This window comes from Stenotrophomonas sp. STEN013 (assembly GCF_056760355.1).
Map to the genome: position 1 here is coordinate 209,777 of NZ_JBRREO010000001.1, position 26,852 is coordinate 236,628.

Genomic DNA, 26,852 nt, shown 5'->3' on the forward strand with positions numbered 1-26,852 from the left:
GTGACAACCGCCTCAGCGATCGTTCTTCATGTACTGCAGGAACGGGTCGTTCTTGTCGAGCACGATCACGCCGTTGCCGTCGGTCATCGAGGCGCGGTAGGCCTCCAGGCTGCGGTAGAACGCGTAGAACGACGGGTCGGCCGAACCGGCCTTGCCGTAGATCGCCGCGGCCTGGGCATCGCCCTCACCGCGCAGCTGCTGCGCATCGCGCTCGGCTTCGGCCACGATGACCGTGCTTTCGCGATCAGCCTGGGCGCGGATGGTCAGCGACTGCTCCTCGCCTTCGGCGCGCAGCTTGGCGGCCTCCTGCTTGCGCTGCGCCCGCATGCGCTCGTACACGTCGGTGATCACCTGGCTGTCGGTGGGCAGGTCGATCTGCTTGATGCGCAGGTCGATGATCTGCATGCCCAGCGGTTTGACCGCCTCGTTGATGCTCTTGAGCTGGCCGGCGATCAGCTCGCTGCGGTCACCGGACACCAGCTGCTGCAGCGTGCGCGAGTTGATCTGGTTGCGCAGCGAGTCGGTGATGATCGGCGCCAGACGGGCGTTGGCCACCTTGGCGTCACCGCCGGTGGCGCGGTAGTAGGAGCGCACATCGGAGATGTAACCGATGGCGAAGAAGTCGACGCTGACGTCCTTCTGCTCGGCGGTGAAATAACGCGCCGGCGCGGTGTCCAGCACCTGGAAGCGGCGATCGAACACCCGCACCGTTTCCACCAGCGGCACCTTGAAATGCAGGCCGGGCTTGATGTCCGAGCGCACCACCTTGCCCAGGTTCAGCACCATCGCGGTCTGGTCTTCCCGCACCACATAGACCGAGCCCAGCAGACCCAGCAGCACCACGACCAGCAGGCCGATTCCAAACGAACTTTTCATCGACCGGCCTCCTCACGATTTGCCGAGCGCGAGACCGAACGGTCCGCATTGCGAATGCTCTCGGTGGCCGACGGCAACGCCGGCACCACCATGTCCGGGGTCAGCTGCGGCGCATTGCCCGACGCCTTGGCGGCGTCGGCCGGCATCGGCACGTAGATCAGCTGGCGGCCGTCGCCACCGATGACCTTGCGGTTTTCCGACAGCACCTGCTGCACGGTTTCCAGCCACAGGCGCTTGCGGGTGACTTCCGGCGCGTTCTTGTACTCGGCCTGCAGCAGGCTGAAGCGGCGCGCGTCACCTTCGGCGCGGGCGACCATCGCCTGCTTGTAGCCTTCGGCCGTGGTACGGGCCCGCGAGGCCTGGCCACGCGCTTCCGGCACGACCTTGGCCGCGTAGGCCTGGGCTTCGTTGATCAGGCGTTCCTTGACCTGCTGGGCACCGTTGACCTCGTCGAATGCCGGCTTCACTTCTTCCGGCGGACGCGCGTCGGGCAGGGTCAGGCCGGTGACGCTCAGGCCGGTGTTGTAGGCCTTGAGCGCGGCCTGCAGCCGCTGCTCGGCAACCACCGCCAGCGGGCCGCGGTTGTTGAGCACGGTGTTCAGATCGGCACGGCCGACCTGCTCACGCACCGCGCTCTGCGCCGACTGCTCCAGCACCTGGTCGCCATCGACTGTACCGAACAGATACTGGCGCGGATCGTCGACCCGGTACTGGACGTTGACCGCGACATTGACGATGTTCTCGTCACGGGTCAGCACCGGCACGTTGCTGCTGAAGGTCTTGATCTGGGTGGCGTTGACCTTGGCCACCGATTCGATCGGCCACGGCAGTTTGAAATTCGGGCCGGGCTGCAGGATCCGCGAGAACTGGCCAAAGCGCAGCACCACGCCACGCTGCTGTTCGCCGATCAGCTGGAAGCTGGAGAACAGCACCAGCAACACCACGGCCACCAGCACCCAGCGCCAGATACCGCCATCGAACAGGTCGCGCAGTGGTCCGGGCAGGCTTCCGCCGCCCCAACCTCCCCCATTGCCGCCGCGTGGCTTGCGGTTGCCCTGAGGGCCATCGCCGCTGTTGCCGCCGGGTGTATTCCAGGCCATGCATGCTCCATCTGTCAGGGCCGGCGGCGGACTACCCGCGATTACCGGCCATCAATCGAATCCCGATTCTACAAGATGGGGCAGACCCGCCGTTTCGCAACCGCTATCTTGGACATCCCCCGTTCCGGTCCAGATACCGCCATGTCCCTGTCCACCCCCTTTTCCGCCTTCCGCATCCACAACGACGAGGCCGGCTACCGCGCCGGGATGGAGTCCCTCACGCTGGACCAGCTCAGCCCCGGCGAGGTGGTGATCCGCGCCCGCTGGTCCTCGGTGAACTACAAGGATGCGCTGGCCGGTACCGGCAAGGGCAAGATCCTGCGGCGTTTCCCGCTGGTGGGCGGGATCGACGTGGCCGGCGAAGTGGTGGCCTCCACCGACCCGGCCTTCCGCGAGGGCGACCTGGTGCTCACCACCGGCTGCGGCCTGAGCGAAACCCGGGACGGCGGCTACAGCCAGTACGTGCGGCTGGAATCCAAGTGGGTCATCGCCCTGCCGGCCGGGCTGTCCCTGCGCGAATCGATGATTCTCGGTACCGCCGGTTTCACCGCGGCCCTGGCGCTGCTGCGGATGAAGGAAAACCGCCAGTCGCCCGCCCAGGGTCCGCTGGCGGTCACCGGCGCCACCGGCGGTGTCGGCTCGCTGGCGGTGGACATCTTCAGCCGCGCCGGGTTCGAGGTGCACGCCATCAGCGGCAAAGCCGAGGCGGCGGACTATCTGACCGGCCTGGGTGCCAGCCAGGTGCTGGGCCGCGAGGCGCTGGCCACCACACGGCCGATGGAATCGGCCCGCTTCGGCGGCGGCCTGGACAACGTCGGCGGGCCGATGCTGGTCAGCCTGCTGGCGCAGACCGCGCCGTACGGCAATGTCGCCTCGGCCGGCCTGGCCGCCAGCGGCGATCTGGCCATGACGGTGATGCCCTTCATCATCCGCGGCGTCTCGCTGCTGGGCGTAGCCTCGGCCGGAACCGCGCGCGATATCCGCCAGCAGGTCTGGCAGCACCTGGGCGATGACTGGAAGCCGCGCCACCTGGACACCATCTGCCGCCGGGAAGTGGGCCTGGCCGAGCTTCCGCAGGTGTTCGAGCGCATGCTGGCCGGACAGTCCTTCGGCCGCACGCTCGTAAGAGTGGACTGACCAACCCGGCACCGCGCCACGGACGTGACGCACAAAGCTTCACGTCCATGCCGGGCCGGCACTACACTCGCCCGCATCTTGGGGAAGATGGAAGTGGGGAAACAACATGGCACGCATCCTGATCGTCGACGATTCACCGTCGCAGCTGATGGGCATCCAGCGCATCGTCGAGAAACTGGGGCATGAGACCTTCACCGCCACCGACGGCGCTGCCGGGGTGGAAGTGGCCAAATCAGTGCTGCCGGACCTGGTGCTCATGGACGTGGTGATGCCCAACCTCAACGGCTTCCAGGCCACGCGCACGCTCAAGCGCGAGGCCAGCACCCAGCACATCCCGGTGATCCTGGTGACCACCAAGGACCAGGATACCGACCGGCTGTGGGGCATGCGCCAGGGCGCCAAGGCCTATATCACCAAGCCGTTCTCCGAAGCGGAGCTGTCGGAAGTAATCGAACGGGTATTCAATGTGGAAGAGCCACCGCCGGCCTGAAGCCACGATTGCGGACAAGCAAAAGGCGGGCCACTGGCCCGCCTTTGTGCTTTCTGCCTACCGGCCTGCCGCGCTTACGGGGCTTCGCCGAACGCCTTGGCCAGGTTCTGGTACGCCTTGCGCTGGGCGTCGTTGGTGGCCACCGGCGCAACCACCTCCAGTTCCACGATCTGGTCGCCATCAGGCGAGCCCGGCAATCCGCGCCCGCGCAGGCGCAGCTTGCGCCCGCTGTCCGAATCGGCCGGCACCTTCAGCTCCACCGCCCCGCCCAGCGTCGGCACGCTGATGCTGGTACCCAGCGCGGCCTGCCACGGCGTGACCTGCAGCGTGTAGAGGATATTGCGGCCATCGACCTCGAACTGCGGATGCGCGGCGTACTCCACTTCCAGCATCAGGTTGCCGCCGGCGCTGCCCTGCCCGGACAGCCGGATCACCTGGCCCGGACGGATGCCCTTGGGCACGCGCACATCCAGCTGGCGGCCATCCACGGTGATACGCAAGGTGTCGCCCTTGTAGGCGGCCTCCAGCGGCACCGACAGTTTGGCGCGGGTATCGCGCATCGGCTGCGGCCCGGCGCCCCCGAAGCCCCCCTGGGCACGGCCGCCGCCGCGCTGGCGGGCGAACAGGCTTTCGAAGAAATCGCTGAAGCCGCCGCCGGCGCCACCACCGCCGAAGACCTCCTCGAAATCGAAGCCCTGGCCGCCGCCGAAGTTGGGCGGCGCGTGGAATTCCTCGCCCGGACGATAGCCCTGCGCACGCAGCTGGTCGTACGCGCGGCGTTTGGCCGGGTCGCGCAGCGCCTCGTAGGCCTCGTTGACGGCCTTGAACTTCTCCTCGGCGCCGGTTTCCTTGCTCACATCAGGATGGTATTTGCGCGCCAGCCGCCGGTAGGCCGCCTTGATCTCGGCATCGCCGGCCGTGGGCTCGACCCCCAACGTTGCGTAGTAATCCTTGAATTCCATCCATCCACCTCTGAAAAAGTCCGGCCCGCCACCTTTCGGCAACGGGCCGTCATGCATGCGGCAACCGCCGTGGCGCCATTCTACCGGGCCACGGCGGCTGCGCCGGTGCAAACCCGCTCACATCGGCTCAGCCCGCGACGTGACGGACCTCAATGCGGCGCGGCGCCGCCTCGCTGCGCTTGGGAATGCGGATCTCCAGCACGCCGTTGCGGTTGCTGGCCACGATCCCCTCCACGTCAACGCTGTCAGGCAGCGTAAAGCGGCGGATGAACGCCCCATGGCCACGCTCGCTGCGCGAAAGCTGCTGGCCTTCCTCCAGCACCGGGGCCACGCGCTCGCCCTTGATCGAAAGAACGCCCTTGTCCATCTGCACGTCGATGGCAGCCGGATCCACGCCCGGCAGATCGGCCAGCAGAACGAACTGCGAGGCTTCCTCGCGGATATCCACGGCCGGTACCCAGGCGGTGCTGGCGCGGGCGGCGCTTTCGGCGGTTTTCAGCAGTGGCGCCAGCAGATCATGGATCTCGGTCTGCGTCGGCCACTGGCGGTAACGTACGATGCTCATGATGTCCTCCTGCAAGTGTGGACTGACATGCCGGAATGGCGATGCCGTTCCCGTGCACCCCAGATATTGTGTGAAGACAGCCTTTTCAAGCCGTTGACGCTGCGCTTCACCAGCGGCCACTAAACTCAAATTCAGGCAAGGAGATACCCATGTCCATCCACGTTGGCGACCGCATTCCGGAAGTAACCCTCAAGCGCCTGCGCGAAGGGCTGGAGACGGTCGACACCTACGCGCTGTTCGATGGCCGCAAGGCGGTGCTGTTCGCGGTACCGGGGGCATTCACCCCGACCTGCTCGGCCCGCCATCTGCCCGGGTACGTCGAGCATTTCGACGAATTCCGCCGTCGTGGCATCGAGGTGTACTGCATGGCGGTGAACGACGCCTTCGTAATGCAGGCCTGGGCCAAGACCCAGTCGGTGCCCGATGGCCTGCAGATGCTGTCCGACGGCAATGGCGAGCTCACCCGCGCACTGGGACTGGAGCTGGATGCCAGCAGCTCCGGCATGGGCCTGCGTTCGCGCCGTTTCGCGCTGTATATCGAAGACGGCGTGGTGCGCAGCTGCTTCATCGAGCAGCCGGGCCAGTTCGAGGTTTCCTCCGCGGAGCATGTCCTCGCCCATCTCCCCACATAAGTTTTCCCACAGAAGGATCCGCCAGCCATGAGCAAGCCGTCCGCCGCCAAGTCCGTCCAGCCCGCCGGGCTCACCGACCGCAAAACCCTGCGCGCCAACGCCCGCAAGAGCATCGAGGATGGTGCCATCACCCCGTCCTACGGTGCCGATCGCAAGGCGGTGATCAAATTGCTCAACGACGCGCTGGCAACCGAATGGGTATGCGTGCTGCGCTACTACCGGCACTACTACATGGCCAAGGGCATGCTTGCCGATTCGGTGAAAGGCGAGTTCCTCGAGCATGCACAGCAGGAGCAGGAACACGCCGGCATGCTGGCCGAGCGCATCGTGCAGCTGGGCGGCGAGCCGGACCTCAATCCGGACACCCTGACCGCCCGCGCCCATGCCGAGTACAAGGAAGGCGATGATCTGCGCGACATGGTGCGCGAGAACCTGATCGCCGAGCGCATCGCCATCGACAGCTACCGCGAGATGATCAACTTCATCGGCGACAAGGACACCACCACCAAGCGCATGCTCGAGCTCATCCTGGCGCAGGAAGAGGAGCACGCCGACGACTTCGCCGACCTGCTGGAAGGCTGGGTCGGCAAGTAAGCGGGCGGGATGCCGCGCGGGAGTGGCCGAGGCCGCTCCGCTGTGCGCACTCCGCTACGGCGCGACCCGGAAACGGATCCGGGTCCACGCGCCATCAGCGGCCAGCGCGGTGAGCGTGTATTCGCCCGGTACGTCGAACTGGCGCATGAAGGGGCGAGCGCCCTGGGTCCGGGCGATCCAGCGTCCGTCCAGCAACCATTCCACCGCCGTTTCGGTACCCAGTGCGCGCAGCTGCAGACGCGGGCCGTTGCTGGCGCCGGGTGCGCGGGCCAGCGTGGCCCGGTCATTGAGGCCGTCGATATGCAGCACAGCATCGGACAGCTGGCCATTTCCGTCACATTGCGGCGCAAGCGGTGGCAAGGTCTGCGCGCGCCGTTGCGCCAGCGACAACCACGGCGCGGCCAGCGCCGGCCAGCGCGCGATCTCCCGCTCTTCCACCGGACCGGCCGCCTTGCAGCCCGGTGAAAGACGCTGGCCGGTTCTGCCATCGACCTGGAACCGCAGACGACCGGACTGCCACAACCGTGCATCGCGCTCGGCGAATGTGGGCGACACCCCCTCGTCAAGCACCATCGCCTTGAAACGGCGCTGGCACATCGCCGCTGAGGTCTGCGCGGCGGCGATGCCCAGCGGCCAACAAATCTCGACCTCGCTGACGCTGGCTGGCATGGCGCCGGGGCTGGTGTCGCCCGGCTGCCGCGGCAGGCTGTCGATCACCTCGAACATCAGCGGCAAGGCGGTGACCGCGCCATAGTGCCCCGGCAACGGCGTGCCATCGGGCCGGCCGACCCACACGCCCACGGTGTAACGCTGGGTGCCGCCGATGGCCCAGGCATCCCGATAGCCGTAGCTGGTGCCGGTCTTCCACGCCACCGGCGGGCTACTGCCGGTATCGAAGGTTCCCACGCCATAACCCGGTCGCGGGTTGGACTGGAGGATCTCGCGCACGATCCACGCCGCCCCGGGTGATACCAGCCGGCGCTCGATCAGCGGATCGTCCGGCGTATAGCGCACGCGCCCGGCGATGCCCTCACGGTTGAGCGCGGCGAACGCGCCGACCAGATCCTCCAGCCGCGCGCCGGTACCACCCAGGATCAAGGCCAGATTCGGCGAGGTGCCGCGCGGAAAGCGCAGATTGATGCCGGCATTGCCCAGCCGCGCGGCGAAACGGGCGGGACCGACCCGGTCGAGCAGGTCCACCGACGGCACGTTCAACGACAGCCGCAACGCGCTGGCCGCACCGATCGGCCCGTTGAAGGCGGCATCGAAGTTGCCCGGCCGGTAGCCCCCGAAGCTCTGCGGCGCATCAATCAGCAGGCTTTCCGAATGGATCAGGCCATCGTCCAGCGCCATGCCGTACAGGAACGGCTTGAGCGTGGAACCGGGTGAACGCCAGGCCTGCACCATGTCCACGTGGCCCAGCCGCGGCTTGTCGGCAAACGCCACCGAGCCGACATAGGCCCGTGCCTCCAGCGTGGTGTTGTCCAGCACCAGCAGGGCAGCCGACGTGCGTTCGGGCAATTGGGAGAAATAGGCCGCCACGCGCTCTTCCAGCATGCGCTGCAGACCACTGTCGATCGTGGTCTGGATCTGTGCGGCACGTGGCTGCAGACCGCGCAGGCGCTGCGCCAGCAAGGCGGCATGCAGCGGCTGTTGGAGCGAACGTGCGACCACCGGTTCGATCCGCGCGTCGGCGACTTCATCGGCCGACCACACGCCCAGCGCGGCCATGCGCTCGAGCACCTTGTCGCGCGCCCGCTGCGCGGCCTGCGGATGCCGGTCCGGGCGCAGCCGGCTCGGCGACTGCGGCAGCACCGCCAGCAATGCCGCTTCGGCCTGCGAAAGATGCGCGGCGGACTTGCCCAGGTAAGCCCAGCTGGCCGCCTCGACCCCCTCGATGGTGCCGCCATACGGCGCACGCTCCAGGTACAGGTCCAGGATCTGCGCCTTGCCCAGGTGCACTTCCAGCTGCAGCGCGCGCAGCAGTTGCTTGAGCTTGCCCCACGGCGTGCGCGTGTGCGGATCGAGAATCCGCGCGACCTGCATGGTCAGCGTCGAGCCGCCGGAAACGATACGGCGCTCGGCCAGCATCTGCCGGCCGGCGCGCAGCAGCGCCCACGGACTGATCCCCGGATGGCGCCAGAACCAGCGGTCCTCGTAGGTCAGCAACGCCTGCAGATACAGCGGCGACACGCTCTTCGCATCGGCCGGATAGCGCCACACCCCTTCAGCATCGGCGAAGGCGCGCAGCGGCGTGCCATCGCTGGCCACCACCAGCGTGCTGGTGTCGCGCGACTTCGGCAGCGGCGGCGGAAAGACGACGTCCAGCGCCAGCAGCAACGCCAGCAGTGCCGCCGTGCCCCAGCGCAACCACGGCCAGCAGCGGGAAACGACGGCGCCGGTCCGGGGGAAGCGGGCGCGCGCCCCCCGTTGCTGCGGCTCAGCGGCTCGGCCCACTCACGCTCCGCCTGTTGCTGGGATTGAACCGGTTCATGGCTGCACCACGGTGATCGTGGTCGGATTGCTGCGGCCCACGCCACGCAGGTCGGGACGGTACATGTCCTCGGCCAGCGGCGGCGGCACCGTGTAGGTGCCCGGCGTGACCGCGCGCACCAGATAGAACACGTGGGCCTTGCCGCCACGCGGGAGATTCAGCGCCGCCACATAGCGGTCGTCACGGAACTCCTCGTGCTTGACGTCGGCCGCACGCGCGCGGTCGCTGATCTCCACGCCATCCACCACCACGTCGGCCCACTGCTTGGCATCGCCCAAGTTGAAGTTCTCGATCTCCAGGCCGGCCGGCAGCAGATCGGTGACCAGGGCGTCGGGCATGGAGACGTTGGCGGTGATGCCCAGCCGCACAATCAGCGCCTCGCCCTCCTTCAGCGGCCGCGGCGTCCACGGCTTGCCGTCGGTGCCGTACCAGCTGCGCTCGATACCGATATGGGTGTTGTCCGGCGCCGGTGCCTGCCGCGGGATGCCCGCCACGTCCAGACTGGCGAACATCGGCGCCTCACCCTGCGGCGAGAAACGCACGCCCTGTGCCAGCTGGGCCATGTCGAACACGCGCGCGAACACCTTGCGCGCCTCGATGTTCTCGACCTTGCCACCGATGGCCAGCTCACCGGACACCAGCTTCTTCTGGTTGGCCATCAAGGCCTTGCCCATCCGTGCCAGCGCCACCTGTTCCTGCGTGCTCAGCCACAGCCAGCCACTGTTGCGGCGCGCATCCAGCTCGCGACCGAGGCTGACCACGCGTGCGTCATACTCCGGCTTGGCCAGCCCGCGCTCATGCAGCAGTGCGATCATCAGGGCGTCATCACGCAGCGGGCTGCCGTAGTCGCCGAACCACGCCGGGCGATCCGTGCCCGGCCTGGCGAAGCCGGCCGCGATCGCCGCCTGGCCGCGCTTGCTGTCGCCCTGCAGCGACAACGCCACGCCCAGATGCACCAGCGACAGGCCGGTCACTGCCTTGGAACGCTCGTTGTCCCACAGCGTGCGCAGCGTGCCCAGCGGTGCGCGATTGACCCGTGCCAGCAGGTAACCGGAGTAGGCCTGGTTGGCGAATTTCAACGCATCGCGGCGGTCCTGGCCGTAGAACTGGTTGCCACCGCTGAGCAGGTCTTCGCTGATCCGGTTCAGCGCCTTCTGCAGCACGTTCTCCGGCACCGCGAAACCGGCCTCCTTGGCATCGAGCAGGAACTCGGCGATGTACGGGGTCAGCGCCGGATTGATGTAATCGTCGCTGCCCCACATCGAGAAGTTGCCATTGGCCACCTGCATCGAGGCCAGCCGCCCGAATGCGCCTTCCATGCGCTCGTTGCGGGCCTTGGCATCAAGCCCGTCGGCACCGAGCATGCTTGAGGTGGCCTGATCCAGCAGCAGGGCCGCATAGCCCTTGCTGGTGGTCTGCTCGGCGCAGCCGTAGGGATAGTTCAGTGCCCCTTGCAGGGCCGAGGCGAACGGGATCGGCGGCAGCGCGCTGACCAGCATGCGGGCGTTGACCGAACCGGCCATCAGGCCACTGGCCGATCCGCTGTCGAGCGTGACCGGCGCCAGCGGATCGAGCGTGCGCGTCTGCGAGCGCAGCACCTGCGGCCACGCCGCGCGCACCGGCAGGTCGTAGCGGCGGTCCACCTTGAAACCGTTGCCCTCCACCCGTACCCGCACCTTGGCCACGCTGTAGCCCTCCTGCGCGGTCAACGGGAAGCTCACCGTGCTCTTGGCCTCGACGCCGAGCTGCAGCTTGCGGCTCGCCTCGGCGATGCTCAGAGGACCTTCACCTTCCACGCGTACCGCGAACTCGCCGGGTTTGCCGGTGAAGTTCTGCACGTCCAGGGTGACCGTGCTGCGGTCGCCTGGCGCCATCACCCGTGGCATGCTGGCTTCGGCCAGGATCGGCGCGCGCACCAGCGTTTCCACATCGCGGTTGCCGTAGCGGTCATCGGCGTAGACCAGCGCCGAGACCCGCAGGGTGCCGTTGAAATCGGGTACCCGCAGCGTGACCCGCGCGTTGCCCCTGGCATCGAGCGCCACCGGCCCGGAGAACAGATCCACGGTCTGCACCCGCGCGGTCGGGCGTTTGGCCTGCGGCAACGCCGCCAGCGCCATGTCGCCGCCGAACTTCAGCTTGCCGCTGTTGCCCTCGAAGCTCTCGATCACCCGGCCATAGATGTCATAGGCATCCACCCCCAGGCGCCGCTGCGCGAAGAAGTGCGCCGGGGCATCGGGCACCGGGAAACGGGTGATGTTGAGGATGCCCACGTCCACCGCCGACACGGTGACATGGGCCGGTTTGCCGGCCAGCTCCGGCGCACTGACGGTCACCGTCATCGGCTGTTCCGGACGCATCTGTTTGGGCGCCACCAGCCCGACCGCCACCCGACGGTTGCCGCGCTCGATCGGCACGTGCGCCACGCCGACCGCGCGTGCCGGGGTGATCTTGCTGGGTGCGCTGCCGCCACGGAACACCAGCGCGGTGACGTAGACGTCATGCCGCTCCCAGTCTTTGGTGACCGGAATTTCGAAGGTGCTGCCCGGTTTGGCGTCGATGTCCTGCACATACAGCATGTGGTCGCTCTCGACCATCAGTACGCCACGGCCGGCATGCGGCGGGGTGACCGTCACCTTGAGCGTATCGCCGGCGCGGTAGGCGGTCTTGTCCAGCGCCAGCTTCACCTTGTCCGGACGCGCGTCAAGGCCGCGGTTGTCGTCCTCCCAGCTCCAGCCGGCACGGAACGGATAACGCAGGGTCAGACCGGTGGCCGGGTCGAACACATCCACCCGGTACTCGCCCCATTCCACTGGAAAATCGAAGCGCACGGCGGTGCTGCCGGCGTCGAGGGTGCGGGTTTCCTTGTTCTCGAAACGGCGGGTGAAATCGTAGTCCCAACGGTCGTCGGTATAGCTCCAATGGTAGTCGCGCAGTTCGCGGACCAAGGTGACCTTCAGGCCCTTGGCCGGTTGCGGCTTGCCCTCGACATCCACCCGCAGCAGTTCGAAACGCGCATTGGCGTTGGCGTCGGCCCCCTCCTTGTCATCGAACAGCGGCCGCAGCGCGACCAGCGCCGGCGCCGGCCACAGCACCCGCTTGAGCGTGCGGGTCACGGTACGGCCACCGCTTTCATAGACGCTGCCCGACACCACCGCCGCCACCGGCGTGCCCTTGCCCACCTCGGCCGGCAGCGCGATGTCCTGGCGCAGCTTGCCGTCGGCCGGCAGTGTGGTGTCGATCACATCGTTGGCTTCGCGCGGCAGCGACACGGTCGGATCACCGAAGAACCAGCCCGGCATCGACTCCAGCGGATGCTGCTCCACCGCCACCGCCAGCCGCGCGGTGAAACGGTTGCCATCGGCCGGGGCGCCATACAGATAGGCCGCATCGGCCTGCAGTTTGAGCGGCTCGCCCGGTTTGAGCGTGGCCTGCGCGCTGCCCAGGTCCAGCTTCATCCGCTCGGGCAGGAACTCCTCGATGCGCAGGGTCATGCCCTGCACCGCGTCCTTGCTGGCCGGGTCGGTGCGGAACTCCACCTGCCAGCGCCCGGTCGGCGCTTCAGCCGGAATCACCTGTTCGAACGCGAAATAGCCCTGTTCGCCCGGCTGCAGACGGGTTTCGCGGAACGTCTTGCCATCGGGCTGTTTCAGACGCAGGAATACCGGCTGGCTGCCCGTGGCCGGACCGCGCAGCATCCGCCCGTCGTTGTCGCGCAGCAGCGCCGAGATCCGCACGGTTTCGCCCGGGCGATACAGGTCACGCCCGGACCAGGCGAACACATCGAAGTTGGCGTTCTGGCGCCCGGCCACCGCGAACTCGCTCAGGTCCAGCGCCGGCTGGTTGAAGGGCAGCATGGTGGTGTCGCTGCCACTGCTGGCCACCAGTACGTGGGCGGCATCGAGGGTGTAGTTCAGCAGCGCATTGCCGTTCGTGTCGGTCTGGCCCTTGAGCACCACCTCGCCCTTGCCGTCGAGCACGCGCAGCTGCACGCTCCGCGCCGGCGCACCGCTGGCCAGCGAGGCGGTATGCACGAACAGCGTGTCCTTGTAGGCGCGCGTGTGCAGGCCGATATCGCTGACGGTGAAGAAGGAGGTGTCGTATTCGCTTTCGAAGCTGCCGGTACGTTTCATCACCGCGAAGTACAGGCCGGGCTGCTGCAACTCCTTCACGTCCTGGATCGGCAGGTAGGTCAGCACCCGCTCGTTCTGTTTGCCGCCCAGCACGAAGCGGTTGACGTAGACCGGCTCGGCCAGCTGCGACAGCGGGGTCTTGTCGCCGTAATCGCTGTCCAGCTCCCAGCTGCCGCGACGGCCGCCGCGCTGGTACTGGCCGAAGAAGGTCGACAGGTCCTTCTCGCGCACGCGCAGGAACTCGACATCCACTTCCGGCACGTTCACCGAAACCACCGGCAGGCCGCGGCTGTCCTTGGCCGGCAGCACGCTGCCCTGCGACGCGAAGCCGACCGCCGGATCAAGCGCGCCGGTGAACACCTTCTGCCGCACCTCGGTGCCGAGCCGGCTGCCATCGGCGGCCAGCAGATCCGGCGAGATGACCAGCGTGTATTCACGGGCCGCTTCCACATAGGGGTAGCGCAAGGTCTTGCCGTCATCGGACAGTGACCAGCTGCTGTCGGCGTTGCCAACCTTCTCTTCAAAACGCAGCAGTTTGTCGAAATCCTGGGTGCCGACCAGCGGCCGCGAGAACTCCACCGCCAGCGCCAGACCGTCGCCGCCCTTCTGGTCCGGCCAGGCCCGCAGCATGGCAAAGCCCTTCACCTGCTCCTGCGTGGCCTGGATCGCCTCGCCGCTGGCGCCGGGCAGCTGTCCGGCCGGATTGCGCTTGCATGCGCCCAGCACCAGCACCAGCAGCGCGAGCAGCATTACCCCCTTCCATGTCGAGTGCCCCACACTGCGGCCCGGCGATCCCTTCCTGTCCATTGCGATACTCCCCAGAGGTCGGCCCGAGTATAAGCAAAGCCCGGTTACCGCCCGGACACAGCACTGCCCGGATAGCGGAAAGCCCGGCACCAGGCCGGGCTTTCATCTGCGGAAAACGCTGGCACCTTCAGGCCGCCGCGGCCGTCGCTCAGAAGCTGTCGCCGGGTACCCGCACCCAGCCTTCCATCAGGATGCGGGCGCTGCGGCTCATCACCGCCCTGGTGACGCTCCACTGCCCGTCAACCTGCGTCACCGACGCGCCGACAGCCAGCGTGCCGGAAGGATGACCAAAGCGCACCGCATCGCGCGGGCCGCCACCGGCGGCCAGATTCACCAGCGTGCCCGGCACCGCGGCGGCCGTGGCGATGGCCACCGAGGCGGTGCCCATCATCGCGTGGTGCAGCTTGCCCATCGACATCGCGCGCACGTTGAGGTCGATGTCCACCGCGCCGACCGTCTTGCCACTGCTGGAAACGTAGTCGGTCGCCGGGGCGACGAAGGCCACCTTCGGCGTGTGCTGGCGGGTGAGCGCTTCTTCCGGCGCCTGGATCAGGCCCATGCGCAACGCGCCGGCCACGCGAATGGCCTCCAGCCGGGCCAGCGCCGCCTTGTCCTCGTTGATCGCCGGCTGCAGCTCGGTGCCGCTGTACCCCAGGTCGGCGGCATTGACGAACACGGTGGGAATGCCGGCGGTGATCATCGTCGCCGGCAGCGTGCCGACACCCGGCACGTCCAGCGCATCGACCAGGTTGCCGGTCGGGAACATCGCGCCCTCGCCTTCGCCCTCATCGGCCGGATCGAGGAACTCCAGCACGATCTCCGCCGCCGGGAAGGTGACCCCGTCCAGCTCGAAGTCGCCTGTTTCCTGCACCTGGCCATTGCTGACCGGCACATGGGCAAGGATGGTCTTGCGGATGTTCGCCTGCCAGATCCGCACCACGCAGACGCCATCGGCCGGCACCCGCGCCGGATCGACATAGCCGGCATGCAGCGCGAACGCGCCGGCGGCGGTAGACAGGTTGCCGCAGTTGCCGGACCAGTCGACGAAATCGCTGTCGATGGCGATCTGGCCGTAGAGATAGTCCACGTCATGGCCCGGCTGGCGGCTGGGTGAGAGGATCACGCACTTGCTGGTGGAACTGGTCGCCCCGCCCATGCCGTCGGTCTGCTTGCCGTACGGATCGGGCGAACCGATCACCCGCTGCAGCAGGCGGTCCCGTGCGACACCCGGCACGCGTGCGGCCTCGGGCAAATCCTCAAGACGGAAGAACACGCCCTTGGAGGTGCCACCACGCATATAGGTGGCGGGGATGCGGATCTGGGGGATGGCGGACATGCGCGGGTTTCCTTGCTTGCGGGTGACGGGACGGACGGGAACAACGCTCCTTGCCCGGCGCCCTCCACCAGGGGAAGGGCGCCGGGTACGTCAGGCGTTGGAAGCTTCCAGGAAGTCCTGCGCGAAGCGCTGCAGCACGCCACCGGCCTCGTAGATCGCCACTTCCTCGTCCGAATCCAGACGGCAGGTCATCGGCACCTTCAGCACCTCACCGTTACGACGGGTGATGACCAGGGTCAGGTCCGTGCGCGGGGTGCGCAGGCCGATCACGTCATATGTCTCGGTGCCGTCGAGGTCCAGCGTGTTGCGGTTGGTGCCCGGCTTGAACTCCAGGGGCAGCACGCCCATGCCGATCAAGTTGGTGCGGTGGATGCGCTCGAAGCCTTCGGCGGCAATCGCCTCCACACCGGCCAGACGCACGCCCTTGGCCGCCCAGTCGCGCGAGCTGCCCTGGCCGTAGTCGGCACCGGCGATGATGATCAGCGGCTGCTTGCGCTCCATGTAGGTCTCGATCGCCTCCCACATGCGCATCACCTTGCCTTCCGGCTCCACCCGCGCCAGCGAGCCCTGCTTCACGCTGCCGTCTTCATTGCGCACCATCTCGTTGAACAGCTTCGGGTTGGCGAAGGTGGCGCGCTGCGCGGTGAGGTGATCGCCACGGTGGGTGGCGTAGGAATTGAAGTCCTCTTCCGGCAAGCCCATCTTGGCCAGGTACTCGCCGGCCGCACTGGACGGCAGAATCGCGTTGGACGGCGACAGGTGGTCGGTGGTGATGTTGTCCGGCAGCACCGCCAGCGGGCGCATGCCACGCAGCGTGCGCTCACCGGCCAATGCGCCCTCCCAATACGGCGGGCGGCGGATATAGGTGCTGCGCGGGCGCCAGGCGTACAGGGGGCTGACCTTGCCGCCATGCTCGACGCGGATGTTGAACATCGGGTTGTAAACCTTGCGGAACTGCTCCGGCTTCACCGCCGCCTTCACCACCGCATCGATCTCGGCGTCGCTCGGCCAGATGTCCTTCAGGCGCACCTCGTTGCCATCGGCGTCCACACCCAGCACGTCCTTCTCGATGTCGAAACGCACGGTGCCGGCGATGGCATAGGCGATCACCAGCGGCGGCGAGGCTAGGAACGCCTGCTTGGCATAGGGGTGGATGCGGCCGTCGAAGTTGCGGTTGCCCGACAGCACCGCGGTCGAGTACAGGTCGCGGTCGATGATCTCCTGCTGGATTTCTGGATCCAGCGCGCCACTCATGCCATTGCAGGTGGTGCAGGCAAAGGCGACGATGCCGAAGCCCAGCTTCTCCAGCTCCGGCAGCAGGCCGGCTTCTTCCAGATACAGCTGTACGGCCTTAGAACCCGGGGCCAGCGAGGACTTCACCCACGGCTTGCGGGTCAGGCCACGCGCGTTGGCATTGCGCGCCAGCAGCGCGGCGGCGATCACGTTGCGCGGGTTGGAGGTATTGGTGCAGCTGGTGATGGCGGCGATGATCACCGCGCCGTCGGGCATCAGCCCCTGGGCTTGCTCGCCCTTGCCGCGCTCCAGCTTGGCTTCATCGGCGATACCCCGCGCGGCCAGCTCGGCCACCGGCAGGCGCTTGTGTGGATTGCTGGGGCCGGCCATGTTGCGCACCACGCTGGACAGGTCGAACTCCAGCACGCGTTCGTACTGCGCGGTGGTCAGCGCGTCGGCCCACAGGCCGGTGGTTCTGGCGTAACTCTCGACCAGCGCGATCTGCGCTTCCTCACGTCCGGTAAGACGCAGGTAGTCGATGGTCTGCGCATCGATGTAGAACATCGCTGCGGTGGCGCCGTATTCCGGACACATGTTGGAGATGGTGGCGCGGTCACCGATGGTCAGTGCCGCAGCACCTTCGCCGAAGAACTCCAGCCAGGCACCGACCACGCGCTGGTTGCGCAGGAACTCGGTCAGGGCCAGCACCACGTCCGTGGCGGTGATGCCCGGCTGCGGCTTGCCGGTCAGCTTGACGCCGATGATGTCGGGCAGGCGCATCCACGAGGCGCGACCCAGCATCACGCTCTCTGCTTCCAGGCCGCCCACGCCGATGGCGATCACCCCCAGCGCATCGACGTGCGGGGTGTGGCTGTCGGTGCCCACGCAGGTATCGGGGAAGGCCACGCCGTCCTGCTGGTAGATCACCGGTGACATCTTCTCCAGATTGATCTGGTGCATGATGCCGTTGCCCGGTGGAATCACATCGACGTTCTCGAAGGCCAGCTTGGTCCAGTCGATGAAATGGAAGCGGTCCTCGTTGCGGCGGTCCTCGATAGCGCGGTTCTTGGCGAACGCGTCCGGATCGTAGCCGCCACATTCCACCGCCAGCGAGTGGTCGACAATCAGCTGCACCGGCACCACCGGGTTGACCTTGGCCGGGTCGCCGCCCTTGTCGGCAATGGCGTCACGCAGGCCGGCCAAGTCCACCAGCGCGGTCTGGCCGAGGATGTCATGGCACACCACGCGCGCCGGGAACCACGGAAAATCGAGGTCACGCTTGCGCTCGATCAGCTGCCTGAGCGAATCGGTGAGTGTGGCCGGATTGCAACGGCGCACCAGGTTTTCGGCCAGCACGCGCGAGGTGTACGGCAGCGTGGCATAGGCACCGGGGGCGATGGCATCGACCGCAGCCTGTGCGTCGAAGTAGTCCAGCGGGGTGCCGGGAAGGGGCTTGCGGTAGTCGGTGTTCATGGCGGGCCTGTGGAATCCGGGCTGGCTGGGCGGCACACGCCTGCGCGGTGCCTGCGAAAGCAGCGCTGCCAGCCGGCGTTGGAAGCAGGCAGCAGCGCCACGGTGGTTTCAGGGGGCATCCTTCCCCGCGGGTGAAAGAACGCGGCCCCGCCCGCTGGCGCGGGCGAGGCCTGGCGGCGCGGTCAGCCGCGCTTGTCCAGCGGCACGAAGGCCTGGTCTTCCGGGCCGGTGTAGTTGGCGCTGGGACGGATGATCTTGCCGTCGATGCGCTGTTCGATGATGTGCGCGCTCCAGCCGGCAGTACGGGCGATCACGAACAGCGGGGTGAACATCGCCGTCGGCACGCCCATCATGTGGTAGCTGACCGCGCTGAACCAGTCCAGGTTCGGGAACATCTTCTTGATGTCCCACATCACCGACTCCAGGCGCTCGGCGATGTCGTACATCTTCATGTTCTGCTGCTCGGCCGACAGCGCGCGCGCCACGTCCTTGATCACCTGGTTGCGCGGATCGGACACCGTGTAGACCGGGTGGCCGAAGCCGATCACCACTTCCTTGCGCTCCACCCGGGCCTTGATGTCGGCCTCGGCCTCGTCCGGCGTCTCGTAGCGCTTCTGCACCTCGAACGCGACTTCGTTGGCGCCGCCGTGCTTGGGCCCGCGTAGCGCGCCGATGCCGCCGGTGATGGCGCTGTACATGTCGCTGCCGGTGCCGGCGATCACGCGGCAGGCGAAGGTGGAGGCGTTGAACTCATGCTCGGCGTACAGGATCAGCGAAGTATGCATCGCCTTGACCCACGACTCGCACGGCTGCTCGCCATGCAGCAGGTGCAGGAAGTGGCCACCGATCGAATCATCGTCGGTCTCCACGTCGATGACGCGGCCGTTGTGGCTCCAGTGGTACCAGTACAGCAGCATCGAGCCCAGGCAGGCCATCAGCTTGTCGGCGATGTCGCGCGCGCCCGGGTGGTTGTGGTCGTCCTTCTCCGGCGACACGCAACCCAGCACCGAGACGCCGGTGCGCATCACATCCATCGGATGCGCCGATGGCGGCAGCTCCTCCAGCGCCGCCTTGACCGCGGCCGGGATGCCCCGCAGCGACTTCAGCTTGGCCTTGTAGGCGCGCAGCTCGGCCTTGTTGGGCAGCTTGCCGTGCACCAGCAGGTGGGCGATCTCCTCGAACTCGCTGGTATTGGCCAGGTCCAGGATGTCGTAGCCGCGGTAATGCAGGTCGTTACCGCTGCGGCCGACGGTGCACAGCGCGGTGTTGCCGGCGGCGGTGCCGGACAGGGCGACGGACTTCTTGGGCTTGAAAGCCGGTGCGGCGGTTTGCTCTGACATGGTGTTTACCTCCAAGAAAACGGGTTCACGGTTTCAGTCTGGGTTGCGGCCGGCGGCGCGTGTGTTCTGCTCCAGCAGCCGTTGCAGCATCGCGATCTGCCGGTTCTGTTGCTCCACCAGCAGCGCCCAATCCTGCGAACGCAGAAGATCGAGCTTTTCATGGATCTGCAGCACTTCGAGTTCGGATTTGATGTTGACCTGGTAGTCGTTCTCGGCATGCATCCTGTCCACGGCCGCCTGACGGTTCTGGCTCATCATGATGATCGGTGCCTGCATGGCCGCCAGGCAGGACAGCACCAGGTTCAGCAGGATGTAGGGATAGGGATCGAACGCCTTGGCCAGCATGAAACTGTTGGCCACCATCCACACAAGCAGCAGGAAGAAGAAGCACAGGATGAAGCTCCAGCTGCCGCCCACCTTCGCCACCTTGTCGGCGACCCGCGCTCCGAAGGTGCGCGCCTGGTGGAACTCCTGCCCCACATTGCGCGCGACCTTGCGCCGCGAGATGAAGCGCTCGACCACCAGCCGCTCCTCCGGCGGCAGCTGTTCCAGCTCCTTCTGCAACAGCCGGCGCGCCGTTTCGCGGCGATCAACACGGGCAGTACGGGGCGAGGTGTTTGCCATGGCGGGTCAACCGGCCGGGAAAGCCGCCATCATGCGCCCTTGCCAGCGAACACCTTGTCCAGGCTGCGTTCGAAGGCGTGGTAGCCGATACGGTCGTACAGCTCCTCGCGGGTCTGCATGGTGTCCACCACATTGCGCTGGTGGCCGTCGCGGCGGATGGCCTCGTACACGTTCTCGGCGGCCTTGTTGGCCGCACGGAACGCCGACAGCGGGAACAGCTGGATCGCCACGCCGGCCGAGGCCAGTTCGTCGCCACTGAACAGCGGCGTGGCGCCGAATTCGGTGATGTTGGCCAGCAGCGGCACTTTCACCGCGTCGGCGAAGCGCTTGTAGGTTTCCAGATCGTAGGCGGCCTCGGCGAAGATGCCGTCGGCACCGGCCTCGACGCAGGCGATGGCCCGCTCGATGGCCGCATCCACGCCCTCCATCTGGATCGCATCGGTGCGGGCGATCAGGAAGAAGTCCGGATCGGTCTTGGCATCGGCGGCGGCCTTCACCCGGTCGACCATCTCCCCCTGGCTGACGATCTCCTTGCCCGGACGGTGACCGCAGCGTTTGGCACCGACCTGGTCTTCGATATGGCAGGCGGCCGCGCCGGCCTTGATCAACGACTTCACGGTGCGGGCGATGTTGAACGCGCTGGGCCCGAAGCCGGTATCGATATCCACCATCAGCGGCAGGTCGCAGACATCGGTGATGCGGCGCACGTCGATCAGCACGTCCTCGAGCGTGTTGATGCCCAGATCCGGCAGCCCCAGCGAACCGGCGGCGACACCGCCACCGGACAGGTAGATGGCGCGGTAGCCGGCACGCTTGGCCAGCAGGGCGTGGTTGGCGTTGATGGCGCCGATCACCTGCAGCGGGGATTCGGCGGCCAGGGCGGCGCGGAACGCGGCGCCAGCGGAAGAAAGGCTCATGGGGGGCTCCTGTCCTGGCGGAGGCGAGGTGCCATTCCGCGATGGCGCCCAATCTGTCACCATCGCAATCATTGATCAATCTTGATTCAACAAATCAACCTATTGAACACGTCATGTCCGAACACTCCGGCCCCGAACTGATTCCCGCCAGCGACGCCTGCGCGCTGCTGGGGATCAGTACCGCCACCCTGTACGCCTATGTCAGCCGCGGCCAGCTCAGCTCACGTCCCGGTCCGGACGCGCGCAGCCGGATGTATCTGCGCGCGGAAGTGGAACGGCTGGCACGCCGCAAGCAGGCCGGACGCGGCGCCGCGCGCGGGGCGGCGCAAAGCCTGGATCGCGGGCTGCCGGTGCTGGAGACACGGATCTCGCTGATCCGTCCGGATGCACCCTATTACCGCGGCCGCTCGGCCGTCACCGCCGCGCGCAGCGGCGCCACGCTGGAGGACATCGCCCGCCTGCTGTGGGAAGGCGAGGAGCAGGATCCGTTCGTCGCCTCGGTGCCGGATGTCTGGCCCGAGCGCATCGCGCCGTTGGCCCTGGACAGCTCGCTGCCGCCACTGGAGCGGGCGATGGCCTGCCTGCCGCTGCTGGCCCTGGAACACCGGCAATCGCTCAACGCCGCCGCACCGGTACGGCGCGAAGTGGCGGCGATGCTGCTGCGGCAGAACGCCGCGCTGCTGGTCGGCACCCAGCCCGACGCGCGGCCGGTGCATCGCCTGCTCGCCGACCACTGGCAGCCCGGTGATGCCGGTTTCGCCGAGGTGGTGCGCTCTGCGCTGGTGCTGTGCGCCGATCACGAACTGAATGTGTCAGCGTTCGCCGCGCGCGTGGTCGCCTCCACCGGCGCACACCTGCACGCGACCGTGTGTGCCGGACTGGCGGCGATGTCCGGACCGCGCCACGGCGGCGCCACCGCGCGTGCGTATGCGCTGCTGTGCGATGCCGAGGCCAGCGGCGCGCCGGCCGGCTTCATCGCCGAACGCTGGCGGCGCGGCGACGAGCTGCCCGGCTTCAATCACGTGCTGTATCCCGATGGTGATCCGCGCGGGGCCGAAGTGCTGCGCCAGCTGCGGGCGTTGCGCGGTGACTGCCCGCGCATGCGGCATGTGGAGACGGTGCTGGCGACCACCACCGAGCACAGTGGCCAACATCCCAACATCGACGGCCTGCTGGCGGCGATCTGCTATGTCTACGCGCTGCCGGCGACCCATGCGCTGGTGATGTTCGCCAGCGCGCGCCTGACCGGCTGGCTGGCGCATGCACTGGAACAACAGGCGCTGGGCACGCTGATCCGGCCGCGTGCGCGTTACAGCGGACGCGCACCGGGCGACCACGACTGAGCTGTCGCGAGGACTGGGCGGCGACAACGGTCCCGCCCGCCATCCCCACTCAGCCCTGTCGCTGAGCCCACGCTTGGATGATCGCGGCGATCGCGCCCACGCCATCGGTCAACGCCGCCGGGCCCGGCTGCAGGATCAGCGGCGACTTGATCTCATGCAGTTCGCCGTCGCGCACCGCGGTGATCGCCTCCCAGCCCGGGCGCGCCGCGACTTTCTCCGGGCGGAATTTCTTGCCGCACCACGAACCGATGATGATCTCCGGGTTGCGCGCGATCACCGGATCACCGTCAGCCAGAATCCGCGCCCTGGCCAGCGGCTCGCGCGACAGTTCGGGAAACACGTCGATACCGCCGGCGATCTCCACCAGCTCGGCGCCCCACTGGATGCCGGTGATGATCGGCTCGTCCCATTCCTCGACATAGACGCGCGGCCGCCGCGGCAACGTCGCCGCCTGCGTGGCGATGGCATCGAGCCCGCGCTGCAGCTGGTCGGCATAGTCGTACGCCCGTTGCGCCACCCCGACCAGCGCACCGAGCCGGCGGATGTAATCGAGGATGCCGGCGACGCTGCGGTGATTGGAAATCCACACCTCCACGCCGTTGCGGATCAGCTCGGCGGCGATATCGGCCTGGATATCGGAAAAGCCGATCGCCAGATCCGGCTTGAGCTTGAGGATATCATCCACCTTGGCACTGGTGAAGGCGCTGACCTTGGGCTTGTCGCGCCGCGCCTGCGGCGGCCGCACGGTGAAACCACTGATCCCGACGATACGGTCCTGCTCGCCCAATGCGTACAGCGTTTCGGTCGGCTCTTCGGTCAGGCAGACAATGCGGCGCGGGCCGATCATGGGCTTGCGAACTCCGTGGTATCGACGAATACCGCCGGGCTGTTCCACGGGTGATGGGCGGCGATGCCGTTCTCCAGCAACCGTTGCAGGCGCGCGGCATCACGCGGGATGCAGAACTCCAGACGCACGCTGGCTTCGCGCACCAGCGCGCCGGGCTGTCCGATGGCGCTGTGCGTGCCTGGCAGCACCCGGAACTGCTCCTGCCCCGGGGCCGATTCCCACATGCCGTGCGAATAGCCCCCGGCGGACAGATCGTCCACTGCCAGGATCGCGTCCTTGAGCGCCTGCAGATGCGCCGGCGGTACGAACACGGTGATGCGGTAGAGCGGATGCAGGGTCATGAGTCTGACCGCCAATGACCTGGACGACGCGCCAAGACGCCTCCGCCCGGTGCGCCGCTGCAGATCCGCGATGTCACCGCTGCGCCGCGCATCACCGGCTCACGGGTACAGCAGCTGCTTGCTCCAGCTGCCGCCGGCATCGGCCTCATAGCACCAGCGTTCGTGCAGGCGGAAGTCGGCGCCGTACCAGAACTCGATGCGTCGCGGCACCACGCGGATGCCGCCCCAGCCGTCGGGGCGCGGCACTTCGCGTCCTTCGAAGCTCGCCTCGAAACTGGCCAGCCGCTGCTCGAACTCCTCGCGCGAGGCCAGCGGCTGCGATTGCGCCGAGGCCCAGGCGCCGATCTGGCTCATGCGCGGCCGTGTGGCGAAATAGGCATCGGCTTCGGTGGCCGATACCAGCTGCGCATCACCTTCCACCCGCACCTGGATGCCGGCCTCGCGCAGGCTGCGCCACAGGAACAACAGCGCGACCTGCCGGTTTTCGTGCAGTTCGCGGCCCTTGCGGCTGTCAAGATGGGTGTAGAACACGAAACCGCGCTCATCGAAGGCCTTGAGCAGCACGGTGCGTGCCGATGGACGGCCGTCGATATCGGCGGTGGCCACAGTCATCGCCGTGGCATCGATTTCCTGGCTGGCCTTGGCCTCCGCGAACAGCGAGGCGAAGGTGGCAAGCGCTTCTGCGTAAAGATCAGTCATGGCTCCACTTCGAACAGCACGGGTTTGGGCTATTGTGGCGCCATGTCACCGGTTCCGCACCGTTTCTCCGTCCGCCGCTTCGCCGATACGCTGGTCACACACGCCCTCGACGACGCGCTATGCAGCGGCAGGACCACCCCGATCCTGGCGATCAGCGGGTTGCAGGGCAGCGGCAAATCCACGCTGGCCGCACAGGTGGTGGAGCTGGCCCTTGGCCGCGGCCTGCGCGCAGCCGCGCTGTCCATCGATGACACCTACCTCACCCGGGCCCAGCGCCAGCGTCTGGCCGATCGCGTGCATCCGTTGCTGGCCACGCGCGGCCCGCCGGGCACCCACGATCTGCCCTTGGCCTTGGATACGCTCGATGCCGCCAGCAGCGGACAACCATTCCACCTGCCGCGCTTTGACAAACTGGCCGATGAGCGGGTGGACGAAGCGCAGTGGGAACGGATCGACGGCCGCCTGGACCTGCTGGTGTTCGAAGGCTGGTTCCTGGGCACCCCGGCCGAACCGGAGGCGGCGCTGCAGACACCGCTGAACGCGCTGGAGCGCGAAGCCGACGCTGACGGGCGCTGGCGGCGCTGGTGCAACCAGACCCTGGCCGATGACTACCCGGCACTGTGGCGGCGCTTCGATCGCCTCTGGTTCCTGCAACCACCGGGGTTCGCGGTGGTGCCGCAGTGGCGCTGGCAGCAGGAACAGGCGCTGCAACAGGCGGCCCCCGGCCGCAGCGGCATGAGCCGCGCGCAGCTGGAACGCTTCGTGCAGTTCTACGAGCGGATCAGCCGGCAGGCCTTGCGCACCCTGCCGGCTATTGCCGACCGCGTGATCGCGCTGGACGCGCAGCGGCGGCCACTCCAGGCGTAGGAACCGACGGTCACTGCTCGGGCCACGCGCCTACGCCAGCGGCCGGCTCACTCGACCAGGAACGTGATCCGCAGGTTGACCCGCCACTCGATGATGTTGCCCTGAGGGTCGGTGACCGCCTTGGTCTCGCTGATCCACGCACCCTGGATGCCCTTGACGGTCTCGGCCACCTTCTTCAGACCCGAGCGCACCGCCTCCTCCACGCTGGTCTTGGACGAGGCGCTGACTTCGATGATTTTCGCTACAGACATGCCCTGCTCCTTGGTTGCACCACGAACCATTCGTGGAAGGGCAGAGCTTGGCTGCTACCTTGTTAACGCACCGACACGAGGTGCTAGCATCGATCCGCTATGAATCCAGCCCCCAACCTCATTCTGGTCGGCCCGATGGGGGCCGGGAAAACCTGCATCGGCCGGCGTCTGGCCGAGCGCTTCGGGCTGGAATTCGTCGATGCCGACCAGGCCATCGTCGATGACACCGGCTCCAGCATTCCCGCCATTTTTGACAACCTCGGCGAGCCCGGCTTCCGCGTGCATGAAAAGCGCGTGCTCGGCGCGCTGCTGGAACGCGGTGGCCAGCTGATTTCCACCGGGGGCGGGGCCGTGCTCGATGCCGACAACCGCCGGCTGATCCGGCAGCGCGGTTTTGTCGTCTACCTGCGGGTCAGCGTCGCCTCGCAGCTGGCACGCCTGCAGCGCGACAAGACCCGTCCGCTGTTGCAGCGCGATGACCGCGAGCAGGTGCTGCACGAGATGGCGGCCTTCCGCGATCCGCTGTACCGCGAAGTGGCCGATCTGACCATCGATACCGACCTTTACACCCCCGCCGAAGCGACCGCCCATGCCGTGGTGCGGCTGGCCGCGCTCTGGCAGATTTCGGAACTTCCCGCATGACCCCCGCTGCTCCCCCTACCGTCGATGTCGGCGGTGAACGCCCTTACCGGATCCATATCGGTCCTGGCCTGCAGGCCCGGGGCGAACTGCTGGTCGATGCCATCCGCGGCCGCCACGTATTGCTGGTCAGCGACGACACCGTCGCCCCGCTGTATCTGGCGCAAGTGCAGGCCGCACTGCTGGCCGCGAGCCCGGCGCTGAAGGTCGGCCAGCACATCATCCCGGCCGGCGAAGCCTCCAAGACGCTGGCCAGCTTCGGCGGCGTGATCGAGGCGCTGGCCACGCTCGGCGCCACCCGCGATGCCTGCGTACTGGCGCTGGGCGGCGGCGTAGTCGGCGACCTGGCCGGGTTTGCCGCCGCCTGCTGGATGCGCGGCGTGGATTGCGTGCAGCTGCCCACCACCCTGCTGGCGATGGTCGATTCCTCGGTCGGCGGCAAGACCGCGGTGGATATCGCCCAGGGCAAGAACCTGGTCGGGGCCTTCCATCCGCCGCGCGCGGTGATCGCCGATACCGCCGTGCTGCGTAGCTTGCCGCTGCGCGAGCTGCGTGCCGGATTGGCCGAAGTGATCAAGTACGGTGCGATCCGCGACCTGGAGTTCTTCCAGTGGCTGCACAGCGAGCGCGATGCACTGCTGGCCGGCGAGGACGCCGTGCTGGCGCAGGCCATCGCCCGCAGCTGCGAACACAAAGCGCAGATCGTCGAACGTGATCCGCTGGAAAAGGGCGAGCGCGCCCTGCTCAACCTCGGTCACACCTTCGGCCATGCCATCGAGACCGCACAGGGCTATGGCGCACCGGGCAACAACAACCTCAACCATGGCGAAGCCGTGGCCGTGGGCATGGTGCTGGCCGCGCGCCTGTCGGCGGCGCTGGGCATGGCCGAGGCGACCGACACCGACCGCCTGCGCGAACTGCTGCTGTCCTATGGCCTGCCGGTGGACATCCCCGCCGGGCTGGCGCCGGAAACGCTGCTGGCCCATATGCGGCTGGACAAGAAGAACATCGCCGGCCGCCTGCGGCTGGTGCTGTGGCGGGGCATCGGCCGGGCCGAAGTGGTGCCGGATGTGGACGAAGCCGCGGTGCTGGCGATCCTCCAGCCGGACTGAGCCCATCCGGCAACGGGCAGCGGACACCGACGAACGGGCCCCA

General features: G+C 67.6%; 23 protein-coding genes. 8 read left to right on the forward strand and 15 right to left on the reverse strand.

The window, feature by feature from the left end; genetic code table 11:
• Positions 1-12: 12 nt before the first annotated feature.
• Positions 13-876, reverse strand: coding sequence for a protease modulator HflC (gene hflC, locus ACVOMH_RS00960; protein WP_054659496.1), 864 nt, complete (start codon positions 874-876; stop codon positions 13-15).
• Positions 873-1,976, reverse strand: a complete 1,104-nt coding sequence (gene hflK / locus ACVOMH_RS00965; protein WP_054659494.1) for an FtsH protease activity modulator HflK — start codon at positions 1,974-1,976, stop codon at positions 873-875. Before hflK ends, hflC begins: the two co-directional genes overlap by 4 nt.
• Before the next feature lie 141 nt (positions 1,977-2,117).
• Here hflK and ACVOMH_RS00970 point away from each other — a divergent pair, with 141 nt between their 5' ends.
• Positions 2,118-3,113, forward strand: a complete 996-nt coding sequence (locus ACVOMH_RS00970; protein ID WP_481550751.1) for a YhdH/YhfP family quinone oxidoreductase — start codon at positions 2,118-2,120, stop codon at positions 3,111-3,113.
• Between the two features lie 106 nt (positions 3,114-3,219).
• Positions 3,220-3,603, forward strand: a complete 384-nt coding sequence (pilH, locus tag ACVOMH_RS00975; RefSeq protein WP_054660845.1) for a twitching motility response regulator PilH — start codon at positions 3,220-3,222, stop codon at positions 3,601-3,603.
• 74 nt (positions 3,604-3,677) lie between these two features.
• Here pilH and ACVOMH_RS00980 read toward each other — a convergent pair whose 3' ends face one another.
• Positions 3,678-4,565 (reverse strand): DnaJ C-terminal domain-containing protein, encoded by an 888-nt coding sequence (locus tag ACVOMH_RS00980; RefSeq protein ID WP_057506018.1) that lies wholly within the window; start codon positions 4,563-4,565, stop codon positions 3,678-3,680.
• 127 nt (positions 4,566-4,692) lie between these two features.
• Complete coding sequence (locus ACVOMH_RS00985) at positions 4,693-5,130, reverse strand: Hsp20/alpha crystallin family protein (RefSeq protein WP_481523653.1); 438 nt, start codon at positions 5,128-5,130, stop codon at positions 4,693-4,695.
• 149 nt (positions 5,131-5,279) lie between these two features.
• Here ACVOMH_RS00985 and ACVOMH_RS00990 point away from each other — a divergent pair, with 149 nt between their 5' ends.
• Together ACVOMH_RS00990 and ACVOMH_RS00995 are read left to right on the forward strand one after the other, a co-directional pair.
• Entirely contained in the window at positions 5,280-5,762 is a 483-nt protein-coding gene (locus ACVOMH_RS00990) for a redoxin family protein (protein ID WP_481550752.1), read from the forward strand.
• Positions 5,763-5,789: 27 nt separating this feature from the next.
• On the forward strand, positions 5,790-6,356 hold the full coding sequence (locus tag ACVOMH_RS00995; protein WP_481550753.1) for a ferritin-like domain-containing protein: 567 nt from the start codon (positions 5,790-5,792) through the stop codon (positions 6,354-6,356).
• 54 nt (positions 6,357-6,410) lie between these two features.
• Here the strand turns inward: ACVOMH_RS00995 and pbpC are convergent, their stop codons facing one another.
• The 7 genes from pbpC to prpB all read right to left on the reverse strand — a co-directional run bounded on the left by pbpC (position 6,411) and on the right by prpB (position 20,710).
• Positions 6,411-8,726 carry a penicillin-binding protein 1C gene (gene pbpC, locus ACVOMH_RS01000; protein WP_481551139.1) on the reverse strand — a complete coding sequence of 772 codons (2,316 nt, stop codon included), beginning with the start codon at positions 8,724-8,726 and terminating at the stop codon, positions 6,411-6,413.
• A 120-nt stretch (positions 8,727-8,846) separates the two neighbouring features.
• Positions 8,847-13,730 (reverse strand): alpha-2-macroglobulin family protein, encoded by a 4,884-nt coding sequence (locus ACVOMH_RS01005; RefSeq protein WP_481550754.1) that lies wholly within the window; start codon positions 13,728-13,730, stop codon positions 8,847-8,849.
• A gap of 205 nt (positions 13,731-13,935) precedes the next feature.
• On the reverse strand, positions 13,936-15,123 hold the full coding sequence (gene prpF, locus ACVOMH_RS01010; protein WP_481550755.1) for a 2-methylaconitate cis-trans isomerase PrpF: 1,188 nt from the start codon (positions 15,121-15,123) through the stop codon (positions 13,936-13,938).
• 90 nt (positions 15,124-15,213) lie between these two features.
• A complete protein-coding gene (acnD, locus tag ACVOMH_RS01015) occupies positions 15,214-17,829 on the reverse strand; it encodes a Fe/S-dependent 2-methylisocitrate dehydratase AcnD (RefSeq protein WP_481550756.1) in 2,616 nt (871 codons plus the stop codon).
• Between the two features lie 182 nt (positions 17,830-18,011).
• On the reverse strand, positions 18,012-19,169 hold the full coding sequence (prpC, locus tag ACVOMH_RS01020) for a bifunctional 2-methylcitrate synthase/citrate synthase (RefSeq protein WP_481550757.1): 1,158 nt from the start codon (positions 19,167-19,169) through the stop codon (positions 18,012-18,014).
• 33 nt (positions 19,170-19,202) lie between these two features.
• The gene (locus tag ACVOMH_RS01025; RefSeq protein ID WP_481550758.1) at positions 19,203-19,793 is read right to left on the reverse strand and encodes a DUF1003 domain-containing protein; all 591 of its coding nucleotides are present in this window, start codon (positions 19,791-19,793) and stop codon (positions 19,203-19,205) included.
• A 29-nt stretch (positions 19,794-19,822) separates the two neighbouring features.
• Positions 19,823-20,710: a methylisocitrate lyase gene (prpB, locus tag ACVOMH_RS01030; protein WP_481550759.1), complete on the reverse strand. Its 888-nt coding sequence runs from the start codon at positions 20,708-20,710 to the stop codon at positions 19,823-19,825.
• A 113-nt stretch (positions 20,711-20,823) separates the two neighbouring features.
• On the opposite strand from prpB, the gene ACVOMH_RS01035 reads away from it, so the two are divergent.
• Positions 20,824-22,053 carry a citrate/2-methylcitrate synthase gene (locus ACVOMH_RS01035; protein ID WP_481550760.1) on the forward strand — a complete coding sequence of 410 codons (1,230 nt, stop codon included), beginning with the start codon at positions 20,824-20,826 and terminating at the stop codon, positions 22,051-22,053.
• Positions 22,054-22,102: 49 nt separating this feature from the next.
• Here ACVOMH_RS01035 and ACVOMH_RS01040 read toward each other — a convergent pair whose 3' ends face one another.
• The 3 genes from ACVOMH_RS01040 to pdxH form a co-directional block, all read right to left on the reverse strand.
• Positions 22,103-22,900 carry a cobalamin-binding protein gene (locus tag ACVOMH_RS01040; RefSeq protein WP_481550761.1) on the reverse strand — a complete coding sequence of 266 codons (798 nt, stop codon included), beginning with the start codon at positions 22,898-22,900 and terminating at the stop codon, positions 22,103-22,105.
• Positions 22,897-23,241: a YqfO family protein gene (locus ACVOMH_RS01045; protein ID WP_481550762.1), complete on the reverse strand. Its 345-nt coding sequence runs from the start codon at positions 23,239-23,241 to the stop codon at positions 22,897-22,899. The genes ACVOMH_RS01040 and ACVOMH_RS01045 overlap by 4 nt, the downstream gene beginning before the upstream one ends.
• 99 nt (positions 23,242-23,340) lie before the next feature.
• Positions 23,341-23,940, reverse strand: coding sequence for a pyridoxamine 5'-phosphate oxidase (pdxH, locus tag ACVOMH_RS01050; protein WP_481550763.1), 600 nt, complete (start codon positions 23,938-23,940; stop codon positions 23,341-23,343).
• 42 nt (positions 23,941-23,982) lie between these two features.
• On the opposite strand from pdxH, the gene ACVOMH_RS01055 reads away from it, so the two are divergent.
• On the forward strand, positions 23,983-24,807 hold the full coding sequence (locus ACVOMH_RS01055) for a kinase (protein ID WP_481550764.1): 825 nt from the start codon (positions 23,983-23,985) through the stop codon (positions 24,805-24,807).
• Between the two features lie 47 nt (positions 24,808-24,854).
• Here ACVOMH_RS01055 and ACVOMH_RS01060 read toward each other — a convergent pair whose 3' ends face one another.
• Positions 24,855-25,058: a dodecin family protein gene (locus ACVOMH_RS01060; RefSeq protein WP_481523666.1), complete on the reverse strand. Its 204-nt coding sequence runs from the start codon at positions 25,056-25,058 to the stop codon at positions 24,855-24,857.
• Positions 25,059-25,157: 99 nt separating this feature from the next.
• On the opposite strand from ACVOMH_RS01060, the gene ACVOMH_RS01065 reads away from it, so the two are divergent.
• Positions 25,158-25,700, forward strand: coding sequence for a shikimate kinase (locus ACVOMH_RS01065; protein ID WP_481523667.1), 543 nt, complete (start codon positions 25,158-25,160; stop codon positions 25,698-25,700).
• Positions 25,697-26,809 carry a 3-dehydroquinate synthase gene (gene aroB / locus ACVOMH_RS01070; RefSeq protein WP_481550765.1) on the forward strand — a complete coding sequence of 371 codons (1,113 nt, stop codon included), beginning with the start codon at positions 25,697-25,699 and terminating at the stop codon, positions 26,807-26,809. Before ACVOMH_RS01065 ends, aroB begins: the two co-directional genes overlap by 4 nt.
• The last annotated feature ends 43 nt before the right edge of the window (positions 26,810-26,852 follow it).